The 16,147-nt window shown below is 68.0% G+C and carries 9 protein-coding genes and 1 pseudogene; 9 read left to right on the top strand and 1 reads right to left on the bottom strand.

Features of this window, described 5'->3' with window-relative positions; all coding sequences use genetic code 11:
- Positions 1–306 precede the first annotated feature (306 nt).
- The 4 genes from VGS97_RS20700 to VGS97_RS20685 all read left to right on the top strand — a co-directional run bounded on the left by VGS97_RS20700 (position 307) and on the right by VGS97_RS20685 (position 6,863).
- Complete coding sequence (locus VGS97_RS20700; RefSeq protein ID WP_326855259.1) at positions 307–1,737, top strand: aspartate aminotransferase family protein; 1,431 nt, start codon at positions 307–309, stop codon at positions 1,735–1,737.
- Positions 1,738–1,794: 57 nt separating this feature from the next.
- A complete protein-coding gene (locus tag VGS97_RS20695) occupies positions 1,795–3,513 on the top strand; it encodes an IucA/IucC family protein (protein WP_326855258.1) in 1,719 nt (572 codons plus the stop codon).
- Positions 3,510–4,067: a GNAT family N-acetyltransferase gene (locus tag VGS97_RS20690; protein WP_326855257.1), complete on the top strand. Its 558-nt coding sequence runs from the start codon at positions 3,510–3,512 to the stop codon at positions 4,065–4,067. Before VGS97_RS20695 ends, VGS97_RS20690 begins: the two co-directional genes overlap by 4 nt.
- Positions 4,068–4,718: 651 nt before the next feature.
- Entirely contained in the window at positions 4,719–6,863 is a 2,145-nt protein-coding gene (locus VGS97_RS20685; RefSeq protein ID WP_326855256.1) for an ATP-dependent DNA helicase, read from the top strand.
- A gap of 280 nt (positions 6,864–7,143) precedes the next feature.
- Here the strand turns inward: VGS97_RS20685 and lexA are convergent, their stop codons facing one another.
- The gene (gene lexA, locus VGS97_RS20680; protein ID WP_326855255.1) at positions 7,144–7,911 is read right to left on the bottom strand and encodes a transcriptional repressor LexA; all 768 of its coding nucleotides are present in this window, start codon (positions 7,909–7,911) and stop codon (positions 7,144–7,146) included.
- 812 nt (positions 7,912–8,723) lie between these two features.
- Between lexA and nrdR the strand changes: the two genes are divergently transcribed.
- From nrdR to VGS97_RS20655, 5 genes and pseudogenes are all read left to right on the top strand, one after another.
- Positions 8,724–9,203, top strand: coding sequence for a transcriptional regulator NrdR (gene nrdR / locus VGS97_RS20675; RefSeq protein ID WP_326855254.1), 480 nt, complete (start codon positions 8,724–8,726; stop codon positions 9,201–9,203).
- A 108-nt stretch (positions 9,204–9,311) separates the two neighbouring features.
- Positions 9,312–12,392, top strand: coding sequence for a vitamin B12-dependent ribonucleotide reductase (locus VGS97_RS20670; protein ID WP_326855253.1), 3,081 nt, complete (start codon positions 9,312–9,314; stop codon positions 12,390–12,392).
- 279 nt (positions 12,393–12,671) lie between these two features.
- The gene (locus tag VGS97_RS20665) at positions 12,672–13,673 is read left to right on the top strand and encodes a Fic family protein (protein ID WP_326855252.1); all 1,002 of its coding nucleotides are present in this window, start codon (positions 12,672–12,674) and stop codon (positions 13,671–13,673) included.
- 586 nt (positions 13,674–14,259) lie between these two features.
- Positions 14,260–15,295 (top strand): annotated as a pseudogene (locus VGS97_RS20660) (Fic family protein).
- Between the two features lie 446 nt (positions 15,296–15,741).
- Positions 15,742–16,098, top strand: coding sequence for a DUF488 domain-containing protein (locus tag VGS97_RS20655; RefSeq protein WP_326855250.1), 357 nt, complete (start codon positions 15,742–15,744; stop codon positions 16,096–16,098).
- Positions 16,099–16,147 lie beyond the last annotated feature (49 nt).

Here is a 16,147-nt window from a genome sequence, read left to right as displayed (position 1 = left end):
TCAGCAGCACGCGATCGAGCGCCCGGGTTCACCGACCCGGGCGCTCGTCTGCTGATCGGACTACTCACTCTTCGTGGCGATACTGGTTTGACGCAGTGACAACCGATAAGTGAGGGTTGCCTTTCGACGATCTTCGCCAGCGCGTCAGTGAGGTGGCCGTGGACCGGCAGACGCCCGTGAACCGGGCCGGCCGCGAATGACTCCTCCTCGCACGTGGCTGGCGCCGCGGCGCAGGGGCGGCCGGTGCGCGGCGGCGGGCGAGTCTACGGCCGTACACGAAGCCTCGGCCGCGTTCGAGGAGCCCGAATGACCGAACTGGCCGCGCCCCCGCGCGCCGACAGGCCGCTGCCCGCAGGCGGGCCGGTCGAGGTGGCCGTAAGGGTGCGCGACGCCCTCGGACCGGTGCTGCCCGAACTCGGCCGGGGCGAAGCAGCGTTCGACGAACTCGCCGCGCTCGTCGTCGCAGAGACCGTACACGTGCGCCACCCGCACACCGTCGCGCACCTGCACTGCCCGTCGCTGCCGGTGGCCGTGACCGCGGACGCCCTGATGGCAGCGCTCAATCCGTCGATGGATTCCTGGGATCAGTCGGCCGCGCCGAGCGTCATCGAGGCCGAACTCATCGGCGCGCTCGGCGGGCTCTGCTTCGGCGGCTGCGCGTCGCACCCCGGCGGCACGGTCACCACCGGGGGCAGCGAGTCGAATCTCATGGCCCTGATGTTCGCCCGGGACGAGGCGATCCGCCGCGCCTTCGACACCGACCCGGCCGAGGACGGCATTCCCGGATACGCGGCGGGACGGCTGCGCATCCTGTGCTCGGCCGTCGCGCACTTCTCGGTGAGCCGGGCGGCCGCGCAACTCGGCCTCGGTGAACGCGCCGTCGTGCCGGTTCCGGTCGGTGATGACCACCGGATGGACGTGCGGGCGCTGGAACGTGCCGCGGCGCGCGTCGTCGAGGACGGCGAGATCGTCGTGGCGGTCGTCGCCACCGCGGGCACCACCGACTTCGGCGCGATCGATCCGCTGGCCGCGTGCGCCCGGGTCGCGCGCAGACTCGGGGCCTGGTTCCACGTCGACGCCGCGTACGGTGGCGCGCTGCTGTTCTCCGACCTGCACCGGCCGCTGCTCGACGGCATCGCGCAGGCCGACACGGTCACGCTGGACCTGCACAAGTTCGGCTGGCAGCCCATCCCGGCCGGCATCCTGCTGTGCCGCGAGCAGGCGGCCTTCGGTCCGCTGACCCGCCGCGTCGCCTATCTGTCAGCCCTCGACGACGAACGCGCCGGATATCCGAACCTGCTGGACCGTTCGCTGCGTACGACGCGCCGCGCCGACGCGGTGAAGATCGTCGCCACCTGCCAGACCCTCGGCCGCGCCGGGCTCGCCGCGCTGATCGAGCGCTGTTTCGCACTGGCCGCGCACGCCGCGGACCGGCTGCGTTCGCATCCTGACTTCGAGCTCGTCCGCGAGCCCGTGCTGACCACGGTGCTGTTCCGCTACCGGGTGCGGTTCGGCGATCCGGACCGGGTCAACGGCGCGCTGCGCCGCAGGCTGCTGGCCGAAGGCGCGGCGGTGATCGGGCGCACCGAACTGCCCGGCCCCGACGGCAAACCCGCCGGTCCCGGCTGTGTACGCCTCAAGCTCACGCTGGTGAACCCGGAGGCCACCACCGGCGACCTCGATCTGCTGCTCGACCTGATCGCGGCCGCCGGAGCCGCGGAGGACCAGCCCAGTTGACCGTGCCCGTAGACCGCCAGTTGACCGTGAGCGATGGCGCCGGAGGACGTGCCCGTGATGAGCATCAGTGAGTTGGCACCCGTGACGCTGCGGCTGCGGGAGGCGGCGGACCGGATCGCCACGGAGGCTCTGATCCGCTGCTGGGTCCGCGAACGGCAGGTGCCGCGGCCCGAAGGCGATGTGCTCGAACTCGAACTCGACGGCAGCAGGCTGCGAATCCCGGTCCAGTACTGGTCGCCGAACGGCTTGCACCGGTTCGGCATGCCCATGAACGGTTCTGGCCCCATCGGACCCGGTGACGTGGCGCGGCTGCTCGGCAAGGCGGCGGGCACGACCGCGGAAGACCGTGAGCGGTTCGTCCAGCGGGCCGTGGAGTCCGCCGCACGTATCACGGCGCATGTCGAGGCGCGAGCGGCCGACCCGGTCGTCACGAAGGGTGCCGCGCCGTTCCTGATCGCGGAGCAGGGGCTGCTGGCTGGTCATCCGCTGCACCCGGCGCCCAAGAGCCGCGAAGGGCTCAGTGACGCAGAGGCGGCGCTCTACTCGCCGGAGCTGCGCGGCTCGTTCCCGCTGCGCTGGTTCGCGGTGGCACCGGAACTCGCCGTGCACGACAGCGAACTGGGCCCGAGCGCACCCGATCTCGCCGTGTTTCTCAGTGAGCTGACGTCTGATGGCCGTGTCCTGGTACCCGCGCATCCCTGGCAGGCGAACGACCTGCTGCGTCGGCCCGACGTTCGAGAGCTGATCGACGACGGGAAGCTCGAACACCTCGGCGAGTCCGGCGCGCATTGGTTCCCGACCTCGTCGCTGCGCACCGTCTACCGCCCCGACCGGCCGGTGATGCTCAAGCTCTCCCTCGGCCTGCGGATCACCGACTCGCGCCGGGAGAACCTTCGCAAGGAACTGCTGCGCGGCGTCGAGGCCCACCGTCTTCTGTCCGGCGAACTCGGGACGCGGCTGCTCACGGCCCATCCCGGCTTCCGCATCCTGACCGACGCCGGATATCTCGCCGTGGACGGGGTCACCGGACTGGACGTCTCCTTCCGCCACTCGCCGTTCCAGCCGACTGACCACGTGTTCTGCGTCGCCGCGCTGACCGACCTCGGCCGTGAAGCCGTCGCGACCGACGGCCACCCGCACGAACTGGCCGCGCACCTGCACAGTCTCGCCGCAGCCGAGCGGCGATCGGTGCGCGCCGTGGCGCTGGAGTGGTTCGCCGGCTACCTGACGAACCTGATCGTCCCGCTGTTGTGGCTCGACGCGGAGTACGGCATCGCCCTCGAAGCTCATCAGCAGAACACGTTGATCCAACTTGACGGCTCCGGATACCCCGGCGCCGGCTGGTATCGCGGCAACCGGGGTTTTCGCTACCGCTCCTCGCGTATCGCGCAACTCGAAGCGGCCAGCGGGATTCCACAGCTCGGCGTGTCCAGCGAGACCATCGTCGCCGACGACATCGTCACCGAGCGGCTGCTCTACTGCGTCGGTATCAACAATCTGATGGGAGTGGTCGGCGCGCTGGGCTGCGCCCGGATCGCGGACGAGCGCGACCTGCTCGGCCTTGCCGCCGAACTGCTCGCCCCGCTGCGCGGCCACCGACCGGTGGACCTGCTGCTCGGCTCGGAAACGCTGCGCTGCAAAGCGAATCTGCTCACTCGTGCGGTCGGTCCCGGCGAACTCGTCGCTGATCTCGCCACGCAGTCGGTCTACGTCGAGATCGCCAACCCCTTCGCAGATGCCGAACACAGCCCGGCCTTCGGAGGCGACGCGGCATGACCGCTCTGCTGTCCGCGCCGGCCTGGTGGGATCTGGCCACGCCCGCCGGCCGGTTCACCCTCTGCCCGGTCAAGCCCGACAGGGACCTGCTGATCATCCACCAATGGATGAACGATCCGCTCGTCGCGCGCTACTGGCAGCTCGACGGCCCGCTCGAACGCACCGCGGACCACCTCGCCGAGCAGCACGCTCTCGCGCACACCGAGCCGTACCTGGCGCGTCTACGCGGCCGACCGGCCGGCTACTGGGAGATCTACCGCGCAGCCGAAGACCGGCTCGCCGCCCATTACCCGGCGCGACCGGACGACGTCGGCGTCCGCCTGCTGATCGGCGAACCGGACCTGCGCGCCCTCGGCCTCGGCACGCTCATGCTGACAGCACTCTGTGACGCGATCCAACAGGAGTCGTACTGCCGCGTCGTCGCAGAGCCCGATGAACGCAATGTCGCGGCCGCGCGCGCCTTCGTAGGCGCGGGCTTCACGCCCTCGGCCACCCTCGCGCTCCCCGAGAAGCGCGCAACGCTCGTCATCCGGCACACCCCACATGAACCCTGACCACCAAGACGCTGCCCATCCCCTAACACAGCCATTAACTAAAAAGCCTTCGACGACACCGTCTACGACCTCGCCGACATCGAGATCGGCCCGTTCAACCTTGCTCGCTGCCCTCGCTGCCCTCGCTGCCCTCGCTGCCCTCGCCGAGCCGCCGAGCCCGCCCGGGGCCTGCGCACGCTGTCCCTCGACGAGTAATCCGCGCGAGAAGCCGGACGACCTGTGCAACTTCTCCACGCTGGCCTGTTCGTCGGGGTCTTCCGCTACCGTGCCCGCATCTTCGAGCGGTAGCTCGGCGTCCCGTCCGCCGACTTCTGGTCCATGGCCCCGCGCCACGATCTGCGCGTATCAGGACCAGTTCCCCGAGCGCGCCGACCGCTACGAGCCGTTCGATCTGACCCCTCACCGATCGGCCGCCCCTGCCTGAACCGTAACCGGCTGCTGCTCGGCGGCTACCGGGACCTTCCCGCCTGCCCGCATATTGAGGCGCGCGGCACTGTGCTCAATCCACTCACGTCGAAGTCCACTCACGCCGAACCCGCGCTCACCAGATCCAGCCACGTCAGATCCGCTCCCATCAGATCCGCTCTCATTCGGACCGGTCTCGCCGGATCCTGCCTCGGCTGTCGGCTGCGCCACGTATCCTGGTGGCCCATGGGCAAGCCTGATCTCGAAGACTTACTCGGCGTCGCGGTCGCGGCGGTTGGCGGCGAGCCGAGGCCGGGACAGGTCGAGATGGCCCGAGCCGTACAGCAGGCGCTGACCGAGGGCGATCCGCTGCTGGTCCAGGCGGGCACCGGCACCGGAAAATCGCTGGCGTACCTCGTGCCCGCCATCGCGCACTGCCTCGACAGGCAGGACCGCCGGGTGATCATCGCCACCGCGACCCTCGCTCTGCAACGCCAACTGGTCGCACACGATCTGCCGCTGATCGCCGGGGCGCTGACGCCGGTCCTTGGCCGCACCCCCGAGTTCGCGCTGCTCAAGGGCCGCAGCAACTACGTGTGCAGGCACAAGATCGACGGTGGCGCGGACGAGGAGGGCGAGGAAACCCTCTTCGACGCATCCGCGGTCTCCGAACTCGGCCGCCAGATCATGCGCGTGCGCGAGTGGGTCGAGGAGACCGAGACGGGGGATCGGGACGACCTCGCGCCAGGGGTCAGCGACCGGGTCTGGAGCATGGTCTCGGTCAGCGCGCGCGAGTGCCTCACCGCGTCGAGGTGCCCGTTCGGCGCCGAGTGCTTCGCTGAGGACGCGCGCGAACGCGCCCGCGAGGCCGACGTGATCGTCACGAACCACGCGCTGCTGGCGATCGCGACCTTCGACAGCGAGGTGCAGGTCCTTCCCGAGCACGACGCGGTGGTGATCGACGAGGCACACGAACTGGTCTCCCGGGCCACCGGGGCGAACTCCGGCGAGCTGACCGGCGGCATGGCCGAACGCGCCGCGCGCCGGATCCGCAAGCACGTCGACGAGAAGACCCATCTCGTGTTCGAGCAGGCGGTGGAGCTTTTCCGCGAGATGCTCGAAACCGCCGAGCCGCGGCGTTATCCGCGGCTTACCGAGGAGGTCGCCGACGCACTGACCGCGCTGCGCGACGCGTCCCGCCAGACGATCAGCGCGCTGACCAAGAGCCGTGACAAGAACGCGTCCAACGGCGCGGGGGGCCCTAGTCTCGGCGACAGCGACGAGGGATCGCGCCGCCAAGCCCAGGTGGCCACCGAGCAGATCTTCGAATTGTCCGACCGGATGCTGCTCACTGCTCCCGACGACGTGATCTGGCTGGAGCGCGGCGATCGTTACGCCTCGCTGCACATCGCGCCCCTCTCGGTGGCCCAGCAACTGCGCCACCGGCTTTTCGCGCGTACCCACACGGTGCTCACGTCCGCGACACTCAAGCTCGGCGGGGACTTCGACGGCGTGGCCCGCTCGGTCGGCCTCTACCCGGAAGAACGCGCCGACCGCATGCCGACCCCTCAGCCCACCACCTCCGAGGCGGAGACCAGAACTGAGCCCCAGTCAGACCCAGGCCACGGCTCGGGCGAGGACGAACGCGAAGGCGAAGACGAAGACGACGAGGGCGGCAAGCACGACAAGGACGCCGAGGCGGCGACCGACCACCCCATCCCATGGAACGCCCTCGACGTCGGCTCCCCGTTCGACTATCCGAGGCAGGGCATCCTCTACATCGCCAAGCACCTGGCCCCGCCCGGACGCGACGGCATCCGCCCGGACCAACTCGACGAGTTGGCCGGACTGATCGAGGCGGCCGGTGGTCGCACCCTTGGCTTGTTCTCCTCGCTACGCGGCGCCCAGGCGGCGGCCGCAGCCATCGCCGAGCGCCTCAGCTACACCGTGCTGTGTCAGGGCGAGGACTCGCTGCCGCAGCTCATCTCCCGTTTCGGCGAGAACCCGCGCACCTGCCTGTTCGGCACGCTCTCGCTCTGGCAGGGCGTGAACGTCCCCGGCCCGGCATGTCAGCTGGTGGTGATCGACCGGATCCCTTTTCCCCGGCCGGACGATCCACTGGCCGCCGCGCGGCAGGAGGCGGTGGCGCGCAACGGCGGGAACGGCTTCATGGCCGTCGCCGCCACCCACGCCGCGCTGCTGCTCGCCCAGGGCGCGGGGCGGCTCATCCGAGCGGCGGGGGACCGGGGCGCGGTGGCGATCCTGGACTCGCGGCTGGCCACCGCCCGCTACGCAAGCTATCTGCGGGCATCGCTGCCGCCGTTCTGGCCCACTGACGACCCGAAGCTAGTCCGCGCCGCCCTGCGCCGCCTTGATGCCGAGTCGTCCTAGACAGTGCCCTCTGGGCAGAGTCTTCCCAGGCCAGGCAGCGCCTTTGTCAGCCGCTCGTCCTCGACCCAGCGTCTTCCCGGACGCCGCGTCTTGCTGTTTGCACTTATTCGCGGCCCCGAACCCGCACGCAGGCCTTCCCGAATCCTGCGTGCGCGGTTCAAGGAGCAAGGCCTAAAGGGAGCCAGGCCTCAATCGCATCGGGAGAGACGGCCGACCCCTCCGCCTCTCCCCACCGAGAGCGTTCTGCTACTTCTACTTCCAGCGTTTCCGGCTTCTCCCGCTACAGCCTGCGCATCACCGCGACCACGCGCCCGAGGATCGACGCCTCGTCACCCGGGATCGGGTCATACGCAGCGTTGCGCGGCATCAGCCAGACGTGCCGGCCCGACGGCGTGTTCTGCAACTTGAGCTGCTTGATCGTGGCCTCGCCGTCGATCATCGCCGCGACGATCTCGCCCGACTCCGCAGTCGGCTGCTGGCGCACCACGACCGTGTCGCCGTCCCAGATCGCCGCGTCGACCATCGAGTCCCCGACCACGGTCAGCGCGAACAGCGTGCCGTCGCCGACCAGATCCCGTGGCATCGGGATCAGTTCCTCGATCTCCTCCTCGGCCAGGATCGGCCCACCGGCGGCGATCCGGCCGACCAAGGGCACGTACTCGGTCGCGCCGACCGAACCGCCCGCCGGCAGCGACCGGCTCGTCGGGCTGTCGGCGGGCACCGTCTGCCCGGTGACCGGCGGCGTGGTGTGCGACTGCGCCATCCGAGCCCGCCAGGCCTGCGTCGGATCGCTGGGCCCACGCACGATGTAAGCCCGCGGCCGGTTGGGGTCGCGGCGAATGAAACCCTTGTTCTCCAGCACCACCAACTGGTGCCGTACCGAAGAGGTCGACTGCAACCCGACCGCCTCGCCGATCTCGCGCATCGACGGCGGATAGCCGCGCCGGTCGATCGATTCCTGGATGACCTCAAGCACCCTGCACTGACGGTCGGTCAGCCGCAGCGAGAGCGGCACCCTGGTCACGTCGGCCGGCTCGGACGACGCCACTGCGAGCCGACCGGGTCCGCGCCTGCGCTGTCGCACCACCGTGCCGGTCCCCGCTCTTCCGTCACCGCCCGGATCCGCCAAATCCCCGCGCGAGCCGGCACTGCGACGCCTCGACGTGGCTCCACTGTTCCGTCCGGCCATGATCCCTGGTTCCCTTCCCTGTTCTGTTCTCTCGGCTCTTCACGCGCGACCGGGGCCCCGCAGCAGCAGGCCCGTCCGCCGCCGTGTTCCGGCCGACCTCGCGCCACCGTCCCGCCACGTGCGAAGGAGGTGTTCCCTCGCCAGGGGTTCACCCCTAACCAGGCCTCTTGTCCCAACCGTAGCCGAAGCCTCCGACATCCGACCAACACTTGTTCGAATAGCATTATCGAACAAGTTAGTCGAGATCCTGCGCCGGCCGTGTTGGTTCCTGGCTCTTCGAGTGGGGCCGCCCCGTGGCATTCGCGGACGCGTTTCACTGCCATGGTCCATCCTGCTGCCAGGTATGGCGGTTAATCCTGTTTTCCCCAGTGAATTCATCCGGTCGAAGGAATTTGCGGCGAACACCCTTGCGCAAGTCTCGCCAACGTGTTCTTGGCCACCTGGACCGATGGCGGAGCGTAGTTGATCGGGATCCGCCGACGCGCGCTCGATGGGCCGTGGACGGCTCGCGCCGACTCGGTCACCGTGCTAGGTTTACCCCAACATCTAGTGGCTAGCCGTCTGAAGCGTTCTACAGATTGTGGTATCGACGGTCCGGCAGGTCACGAGGTTATACACAGGACCTTTCCACAGGCCCGGTGTCAGCCAGTCGCCGAGGGAGGCCGGTAGCCGTGCACTGCCCGTTCTGCCGGTACACCGACAGCAAGGTCATCGACTCCCGCACGGCCGAGGACGGCACCGCCATCCGCCGCCGCCGCTCCTGCCCGCAGTGCAACCGCCGGTTCACCACGATCGAGACCGCCGCGCTGCTGGTGGTCAAACGTTCCGGGGTCACCGAGCCGTTCAGCCGCGAAAAAGTTGTCGGTGGTGTGCGCAAGGCTTGTCAGGGACGGCCGGTCACCGAGGACCAGATCGCCCAACTCGCCCAGCGGGTCGAGGAGTCCATCCGGTCCAGGGGCCTGGCGGAGTTGCCCAGCCACGAGGTGGGGCTGGAGATACTCGGGCCGCTGCGTGACCTCGACCTCGTCGCCTACCTGCGGTTCGCCTCGGTTTACCGGGCGTTCGAGTCGCTGGAGGACTTCGAGGCGGAGATCGCCACGCTGCGCCGGCCGAGAACCGAACGCGCGGGCGAACCCGCCGTCACGAACTGAAGCTGAGGACGCCGAGAGGCACGAAGCAGTCGCTGTACACAGATCACCACCGGTGGGGAAGCCGGTCAGTGGTTAGGACGTTGACAGAGGGATGAGAGGAAACACCTCATGACGGAGACCATCAGCGGATCGGCCCGCAAGGCAGTCAGGCAGAACGGGGTGCCGGGGCAGTCGGGCAATGCGCAGAAGCAGTCGGACAATCCCTCGAACGGCGGCGACGCGATGAATGCCACCCGGAATGCCACCCACCGCGGACTGCGCATCGAACGCGTCTTCACCAAGCCCGGGGTGCACCCCTACGACGAGATCGAGTGGGAGCGCCGGGACGTCGTCATGACCAACTGGCGCGACGGCTCGGTCAACTTCGAACAGAAGGGCGTGGAGTTCCCGTCCTCCTGGTCGGTCAACGCCGCCAACATCGTCACCACCAAGTACTTCCGCGGTGCCCAAGGCACCGACCAGCGTGAGTGGTCGCTGCGTCAGGTCATCGACCGTGTCGTGAAGAAGTACCGCGCAGGCGGTGAGGAGCACGGCTACTTCGCGACCCCCGAGGACGCCGAGATCTTCGAGCACGAACTGACGTACGCGCTCGCGCACCAGATCTTCGCGTTCAACTCCCCGGTGTGGTTCAACGTCGGCACCAAGAGCCCGCAGCAGGTATCGGCGTGTTTCATCCTCGCGGTGGACGACACGATGGACTCGATCCTGAACTGGTACCGCGAGGAGGGCCTGATCTTCAAGGGCGGATCCGGCGCCGGCCTGAACCTCTCGCGGATCCGCTCGTCGAAGGAACTGCTCTCCTCGGGTGGAAACGCCTCCGGCCCGGTCTCGTTCATGCGCGGCGCCGACGCCTCTGCCGGGACCATCAAGTCCGGCGGGGCCACCCGGCGCGCGGCAAAGATGGTCGTGCTCGACGTCGACCACCCGGACGTGCAGGAGTTCATCTGGACCAAGGCCCGCGAGGAGGACAAGATCCGGGTGCTGCGGGACGCCGGGTTCGACATGGACCTCGGTGGCGCGGACATCACCTCGGTGCAGTACCAGAACGCGAACAACTCGGTGCGGGTCAATGACGAGTTCATGCGCGCGGTGGAGAACGGCGGCGCCTTCGACCTGGTCGCCCGGGACGCGGAGCGCACCCGCATCGAGACGATCGACGCCAAGGACCTGTTCCATCAGCTGGCTCAGGCAGCCTGGGGATGTGCCGACCCCGGCATCCAGTACGACGATGCGATCAACGCCTGGCACACGAACCCGAACACCGGCCGGATCTCCGCGTCGAACCCGTGTTCGGAGTACATGTCGCTGGACAACTCCTCGTGCAACCTGGCCTCGCTGAACCTGATGAAGTTCCTGCGCGCGGACACCGAGTCCGATGGGCAGGCCTCCGGCGCGGGCTTCGACAGCGAGACCTTCGCCAAGGTGGTCGAGTTGGTCATCACCGCGATGGACATCTCCATCAGCTTCGCCGACTTCCCGACCGAGCCGATCGCGCGGACGACCCGTGACTACCGCCAGCTCGGCATCGGCTACGCCAACCTCGGCGCCCTGCTGATGGCCACCGGCCACGCGTACGACTCGGAAGGCGGCCGGGCCATCGCCGCCGCTGTCACCGCCCTGATGACCGGCACTGCCTACAAGCGCTCGGCCGAGCTCGCCGGGGTCGTCGGTCCATACGCCGGTTACGCACGCAACGCCGAGCCGCACACCGCCGTGATGCGTAAGCACGCCGCCGCGACGGAAGCTGTACGTACGTTGGAGAAGTTCGACGCGGACATCCTGGACGCGGCAAAGCGCGCATGGCGTGAGGGCATCGAGGTCGGTCTGGCCAACGGCTGGCGGAACGCCCAGGCCAGCCTGCTCGCCCCCACCGGCACCATCGGCTTCATGATGGATGTGGACACCACCGGCGTCGAGCCGGACCTGGCCCTGGTGAAGTTCAAGAAGCTGGTCGGCGGCGGCTCGATGCAGATCGTGAACAACACGGTCCCGCGGGCGCTGAAGAAGCTCGGCTACCACGAGGAGCAGATCGAGGCGATCGTCGAGTACATCGCCGAACACGGCCACGTGGTCGACGCCCCCAGCCTCAAGCACGCGCATTACGAGGTTTTCGACTGCGCGATGGGCGACCGCTCGATCGCGCCGATGGGCCACGTCAAGATGATGGCCGCGGTGCAGCCGCACCTGTCCGGCGCGATCAGCAAGACCGTGAACATGCCCGAGTCCGCCACGGTGGAGGAGGTCGAGGAACTCTACTTCCAGGGCTGGAAGCTGGGCCTCAAGGCACTGGCGATCTACCGGAACAACTGCAAGGTCGGCCAGCCGCTCCAGGACTCCAAGGGCGCCAAGCGGGCCGCCGAGGCGAGCGCGTCGGCCGCTGCGCAGCAGCAGGCGCAGGCACAGCCCGCGGCTGCGCCGGAGCAGGCCACCGCCGAGCACCGGCCGGTGCGCAAGCGGCTGCCGAAGAACCGGCCGGGCAGCACCACCTCCTTCTCGGTGGGCGGCGCCGAGGGCTACATGATCGCGAACTCCTACCCCGATGACGGCCTGGGCGAGGTGTTCCTCAAGATGTCGAAGCAGGGCTCGACCCTGGCCGGCATGATGGACGCGTTCTCGATCGCCATCTCGGTGGGCCTCCAGTACGGCGTGCCGCTGGAGACCTACGTCTCGAAGTTCACCAACATGCGCTTCGAGCCGGCCGGCCTGACCGACGACCCGGACGTGCGGATGGCCCAGTCGATCCTGGACTACATCTTCCGCCGCCTCGCGCTGGACCACCTGCCCTTCGACGTGCGCGCCGACTACGGCATCTACTCGGCGACCGAGCGCCGCCGCCAGATCGAGACCGGCTCCTACCTGCCGGACGACGCCGACGAGGCCGACCTCACCGAGATCGCCCAGTCCGCGCCGATAGAGGACCGCGCTCCGAAGCAAGAGACTAAGCCCGAGGCCAAGCCCGCAACAGCGGCAGCGTCCCCGTCCGCCCCCGCGCCGACCACCCCGGCTGTCGCCCCGTCCGTAGGCGCCCGCCGCGCTCCGGTCGGCGTGGGCTCCTCGATCGAGGTGCTGGAATCCAAGCTCGGTCACGCCGCGGACGCCCCGCTGTGCCTGAATTGCGGCACCAAGATGCGCCCGGCCGGCAGCTGCTACGCCTGCGAGGGCTGCGGCTCCACCAGCGGTTGCAGCTGAAAGCGAGCATAGTGGGAGCATGAATGTGCAGGTAGGCGGGGTGCGGCGAAGCAAACGGCGTCGCGCCCCGGGGCCTGTAAACCTCTCCGGTTGCACGTGATGCATCAGCGTCGGTCCGGCAGACGCTTGGCTTTCACTCAGCAGCGTGAACGTGCTAACGAACCCACCAAACATGCTAACTTTGGCCTTGGTTAGCATGTTTGGTGGGTTTGTTGAGAGGTTTCGGTGCGGAGTTTCACGAACCTGGAGGCGTCTATTGGACGTGTTCCGGGGCGGATCGTGACCAGACTGGGTGCCATCGACTTCGGTCGCGGATCAGAGGCGCTGTACCGGGATCAGCTACCGGGCTTGCTGACTGAGCTCTCCGATCGAGCCAGGGTGCAGAGCATCACCGCGTCGTCCGCGATCGAGGGCGTCGTGGTCTCGGACGTCGACCGCGCAGAGCGAATCATCAACCGGCGGGCCGCAGTGCTGCGCACCAGGAGCGAGCAGGAACTCGCCGGCTATCGCGATGCCCAGGACTACCTTTTCCAGCAGGATTGGCGACCGCTCGACTCCGGGTTGCTGCTCCATGTGCACCGGCTGCTGTTCGCCCACACGGCGGCGCCCGGCGGTGCGTTCAAATCGCAGGACAACCTGGTAGTCGACCGCTCGCCGGACGGCACCTCAACTGTCCGGTTCAAGCCTGTGGCCGCCGCGCTCACACCATTCGCGGTTGACGATCTGATCGGCCGCTACCGCGCCGCGCATCGAAGCGGCGAGCACCATCCGGCGCTCCTGGACGGACTGTTCGTCCTCGATCTGCTCGTGATCCACCCTTTCGAGGACGGTAACGGGTGCGTCGCTCGCGCACTCACCAACGCGCTGCTTATGGACCACGGATACAACGTCGGACGTTACGTGAGCCTCGAACAGTCCGTCGCCGAGTCGGCAGACGCCTACTATCAGGCGCTTCTGGAGTCCACGCACGGTTGGCACGAGGGGGCGGCTGACCCGTGGCCGTGGTTGGAGTACTTCACCAAGATGATCGCGGAAGCGTATGCCGTGTTCGCCGGCCGCGCCGCCACGGCGAAGACGCCTGGTACCAAGCAGGAGCGCATCCGCGCGCACATCCTGCGCCACGCACCCGTGACCTTCCGGCTCGCGGATGTCAGAACCGCTGTCCCCGGCGTCAGTGACCAGACCATCCGACTCGTTCTCGAACAACTCAAGAGCGAGGGCAGCGTCCGAGCGGACGGTACCGGTCGAGCGGCAACCTGGACCAGGATGTCAGTCAGCTGAGATCACGCGAAGATTACTCGCCAGGCCAGGCCGAGGAATACCGCACACTCCGAATAAGTGCACTCCACCGGTAGAGCGGGCGGATCGGCGACCGCGAGCTACGAGATATGGAGGGAGGGGAAACGACGTGTATCGCGTGACGGTCGTTTCCTCGAATCTTGTCTCCGTTGGGTATGGCTCAATGGACGCCACTCGACGTGGACCGGCAAACAGGTCGAATGAGCACGCTCTATCAGCACCGTTATAGCTGATCCGAGCTGAAAGTCGGCAGCGAATTGCGACGGCCGATGGCCCCGAACGCGTAGAACGTTCGGGGCCATCGGCCGTTTGCCGCCTCGTGCCGCTCTGTCCGGTGTCCGTGGGTGGGCGCAGGGTCCGTTACCCACCCCGCCCGCCCTCCGCGCAGCTCCCAGCCAAGTCGGCTCCGTCGGCGACCCCGTCGCATCGAACGTCACTGATCCTTATGGCCTCGCCCGACACGCCGGGCGCGTCGCTGTTTGAAGTACCAGCCTACTTGATAAGTTCAATTGAGTTGTAGCTCGGTGTATCAAAATGTCGGGCGAGATCGGGCTGAATGGGAGACATCGTGGTGGGCCGGGGTCGTCCGAGTCGAGCAACCGTGTACGACCGGCTCGGGCGCGTTGGCAGAGCTCAACGAGCGGTATGGCGGCTTGCCCAATCCCAAGGAGGCCCAGTCGATCTGGGGCGACATCTGGCATTTGGAAGCGCACCATTCCACGGCGCTAGAGGGGAACACGCTCGTCCTGCGCGAGGTGTAGGCGCTTTTGGATCAGGGCAGGGCCATTGGCGCCAAATCTCTTGGGGAGTACAACGAGGTGCGTGGCTACGCCGACGCCGCGCAATGGGTATACAGGCAGGCGTTGGAGCCGGGCGACTGGCATAACGGTCGGTTGCTTACGCTTGCGGAGGTTCGTCAGGTACACCATGCAGCGATGACCCCCGTCTGGGACGTCGCGCCGCACCCCGATGCGAGGAACAGCGAAGGGCCGGGGAGCTTTCGAGGGCACGACATCCATCCATTCTCGGCGGGCATGACGCCGCCTGCATGGCCGCTCGTGCCCGCGAGAATGCAGGAGTGGGTCGACGAGGTGTACCGGACCGGCGAGGAAGTCGCCGGCGGCTTGCTGGAACGGCCGCTTCCAGAAACCCTGGCGCGGCTGCACAACGGGTTCGAGAAGGTACACCCGTTCATCGATGGCAACGGTCGTACGGGCCGACTGGTTCTGAATCTTGTCCTTGTGCGGCTCGGCCATCCGCCTGTTGTCATCTTCAAACGGCAACGTGCGGCATACCTCTCGGCGATGCAACGGGCTGATGTCGGCGACTACGGCTCGCTCGGTGAATTGATCGCGCGAGCCATGATCGACAGTCTCAACAGTTTCATCGTGCCGAGCGTCGCCGGCCCGGCTCGCCTGGTGCCGCTGGCCGCGCTTGTCGACAAGACGACGACTCTGGCCGCGTTGCGGCAGGCCGCACAGCGGGGCCGTCTCGATGCCGTACAGGGGTCCGACGGCGTTTGGCGGAGTTCCCGCAAGGCGGTCGACGCCTACCAAGAGTCCAAGCATCAGCGACGGCCGGGGAATACTGCAACCTCTGGATAAATGCACTCCACCGGTAAACCGGGCGCCATCCTGCGGTAATCCAGCAGGTCACAGGGGAGTCAGTCATCACGCTGACTCCCCTGGTGGTGCGGTGACGGTGTCTACGCATCTGTCGGCTCAGTCGGCAGCGGCCTGTTGAACGCAGCATGTGACGCCTTTACGCACGGCATGAACGTGGCAGCCGTCAGTGCCGGGGCGGTCATGCTGCGTGCTGCCGTGCTCACCGTCACGTTTTGCGCGGCGTCCGCGTACAGGCTGTGGGCGAGCCGCAGCGTGCGGGCGAGAGAATGGACGCGTTCGAAGCCGTGTGCTGATCAGACCCACCGCGCCACGGGCACCCGAGCACCCGGGGAATGAATCACCTCCCCGGTAAAGTCGGATGTGAGGTTCCACAGCCGGAGAGTCGGCCACCGTGCCGATTCGTCCGACTCGTCGGAGGTGAAGGCATGGCCGGTGGGTTCCGCGTCAAGCGCGTGCATGACGAGCCGTCACCCGACGACGGCCTGCGTGTCCTTGTGGACCGGCTGTGGCCACGCGGCATCAGCAAGGAGCGCGCTCAACTTGACGACTGGGCCAAGGACGCGGCTCCCTCGGACATGCTGCGCCGCTGGTACCACGAGGCTCCACAGCAGCGGCAGGAGGAGTTCGCCGAGCGTTACGCGGCCGAGCTTGAGGGCGCCGAGCAGCGCAGTCGGCTCGATGCACTGCGCGTGCAGGCCGCCAAGCAGACCGTGACGCTGCTGACCGCGACCAGAGACGTCGAGCACAGTCACGTCCAAGTCCTCTTGCGGCACCTCGGATAACACCTGCAACGTCCGTCGCGACCTGTCGGGCGTCTGACGAATTCCCGTT

Source organism: Actinocrinis sp., assembly GCF_035946395.1.
Classification (GTDB): domain Bacteria; phylum Actinomycetota; class Actinomycetes; order Streptomycetales; family Catenulisporaceae; genus Actinocrinis.
Note: the sequence above shows the minus strand (reverse complement) of the source record. Positions and strands in the feature narration are given on the sequence as shown.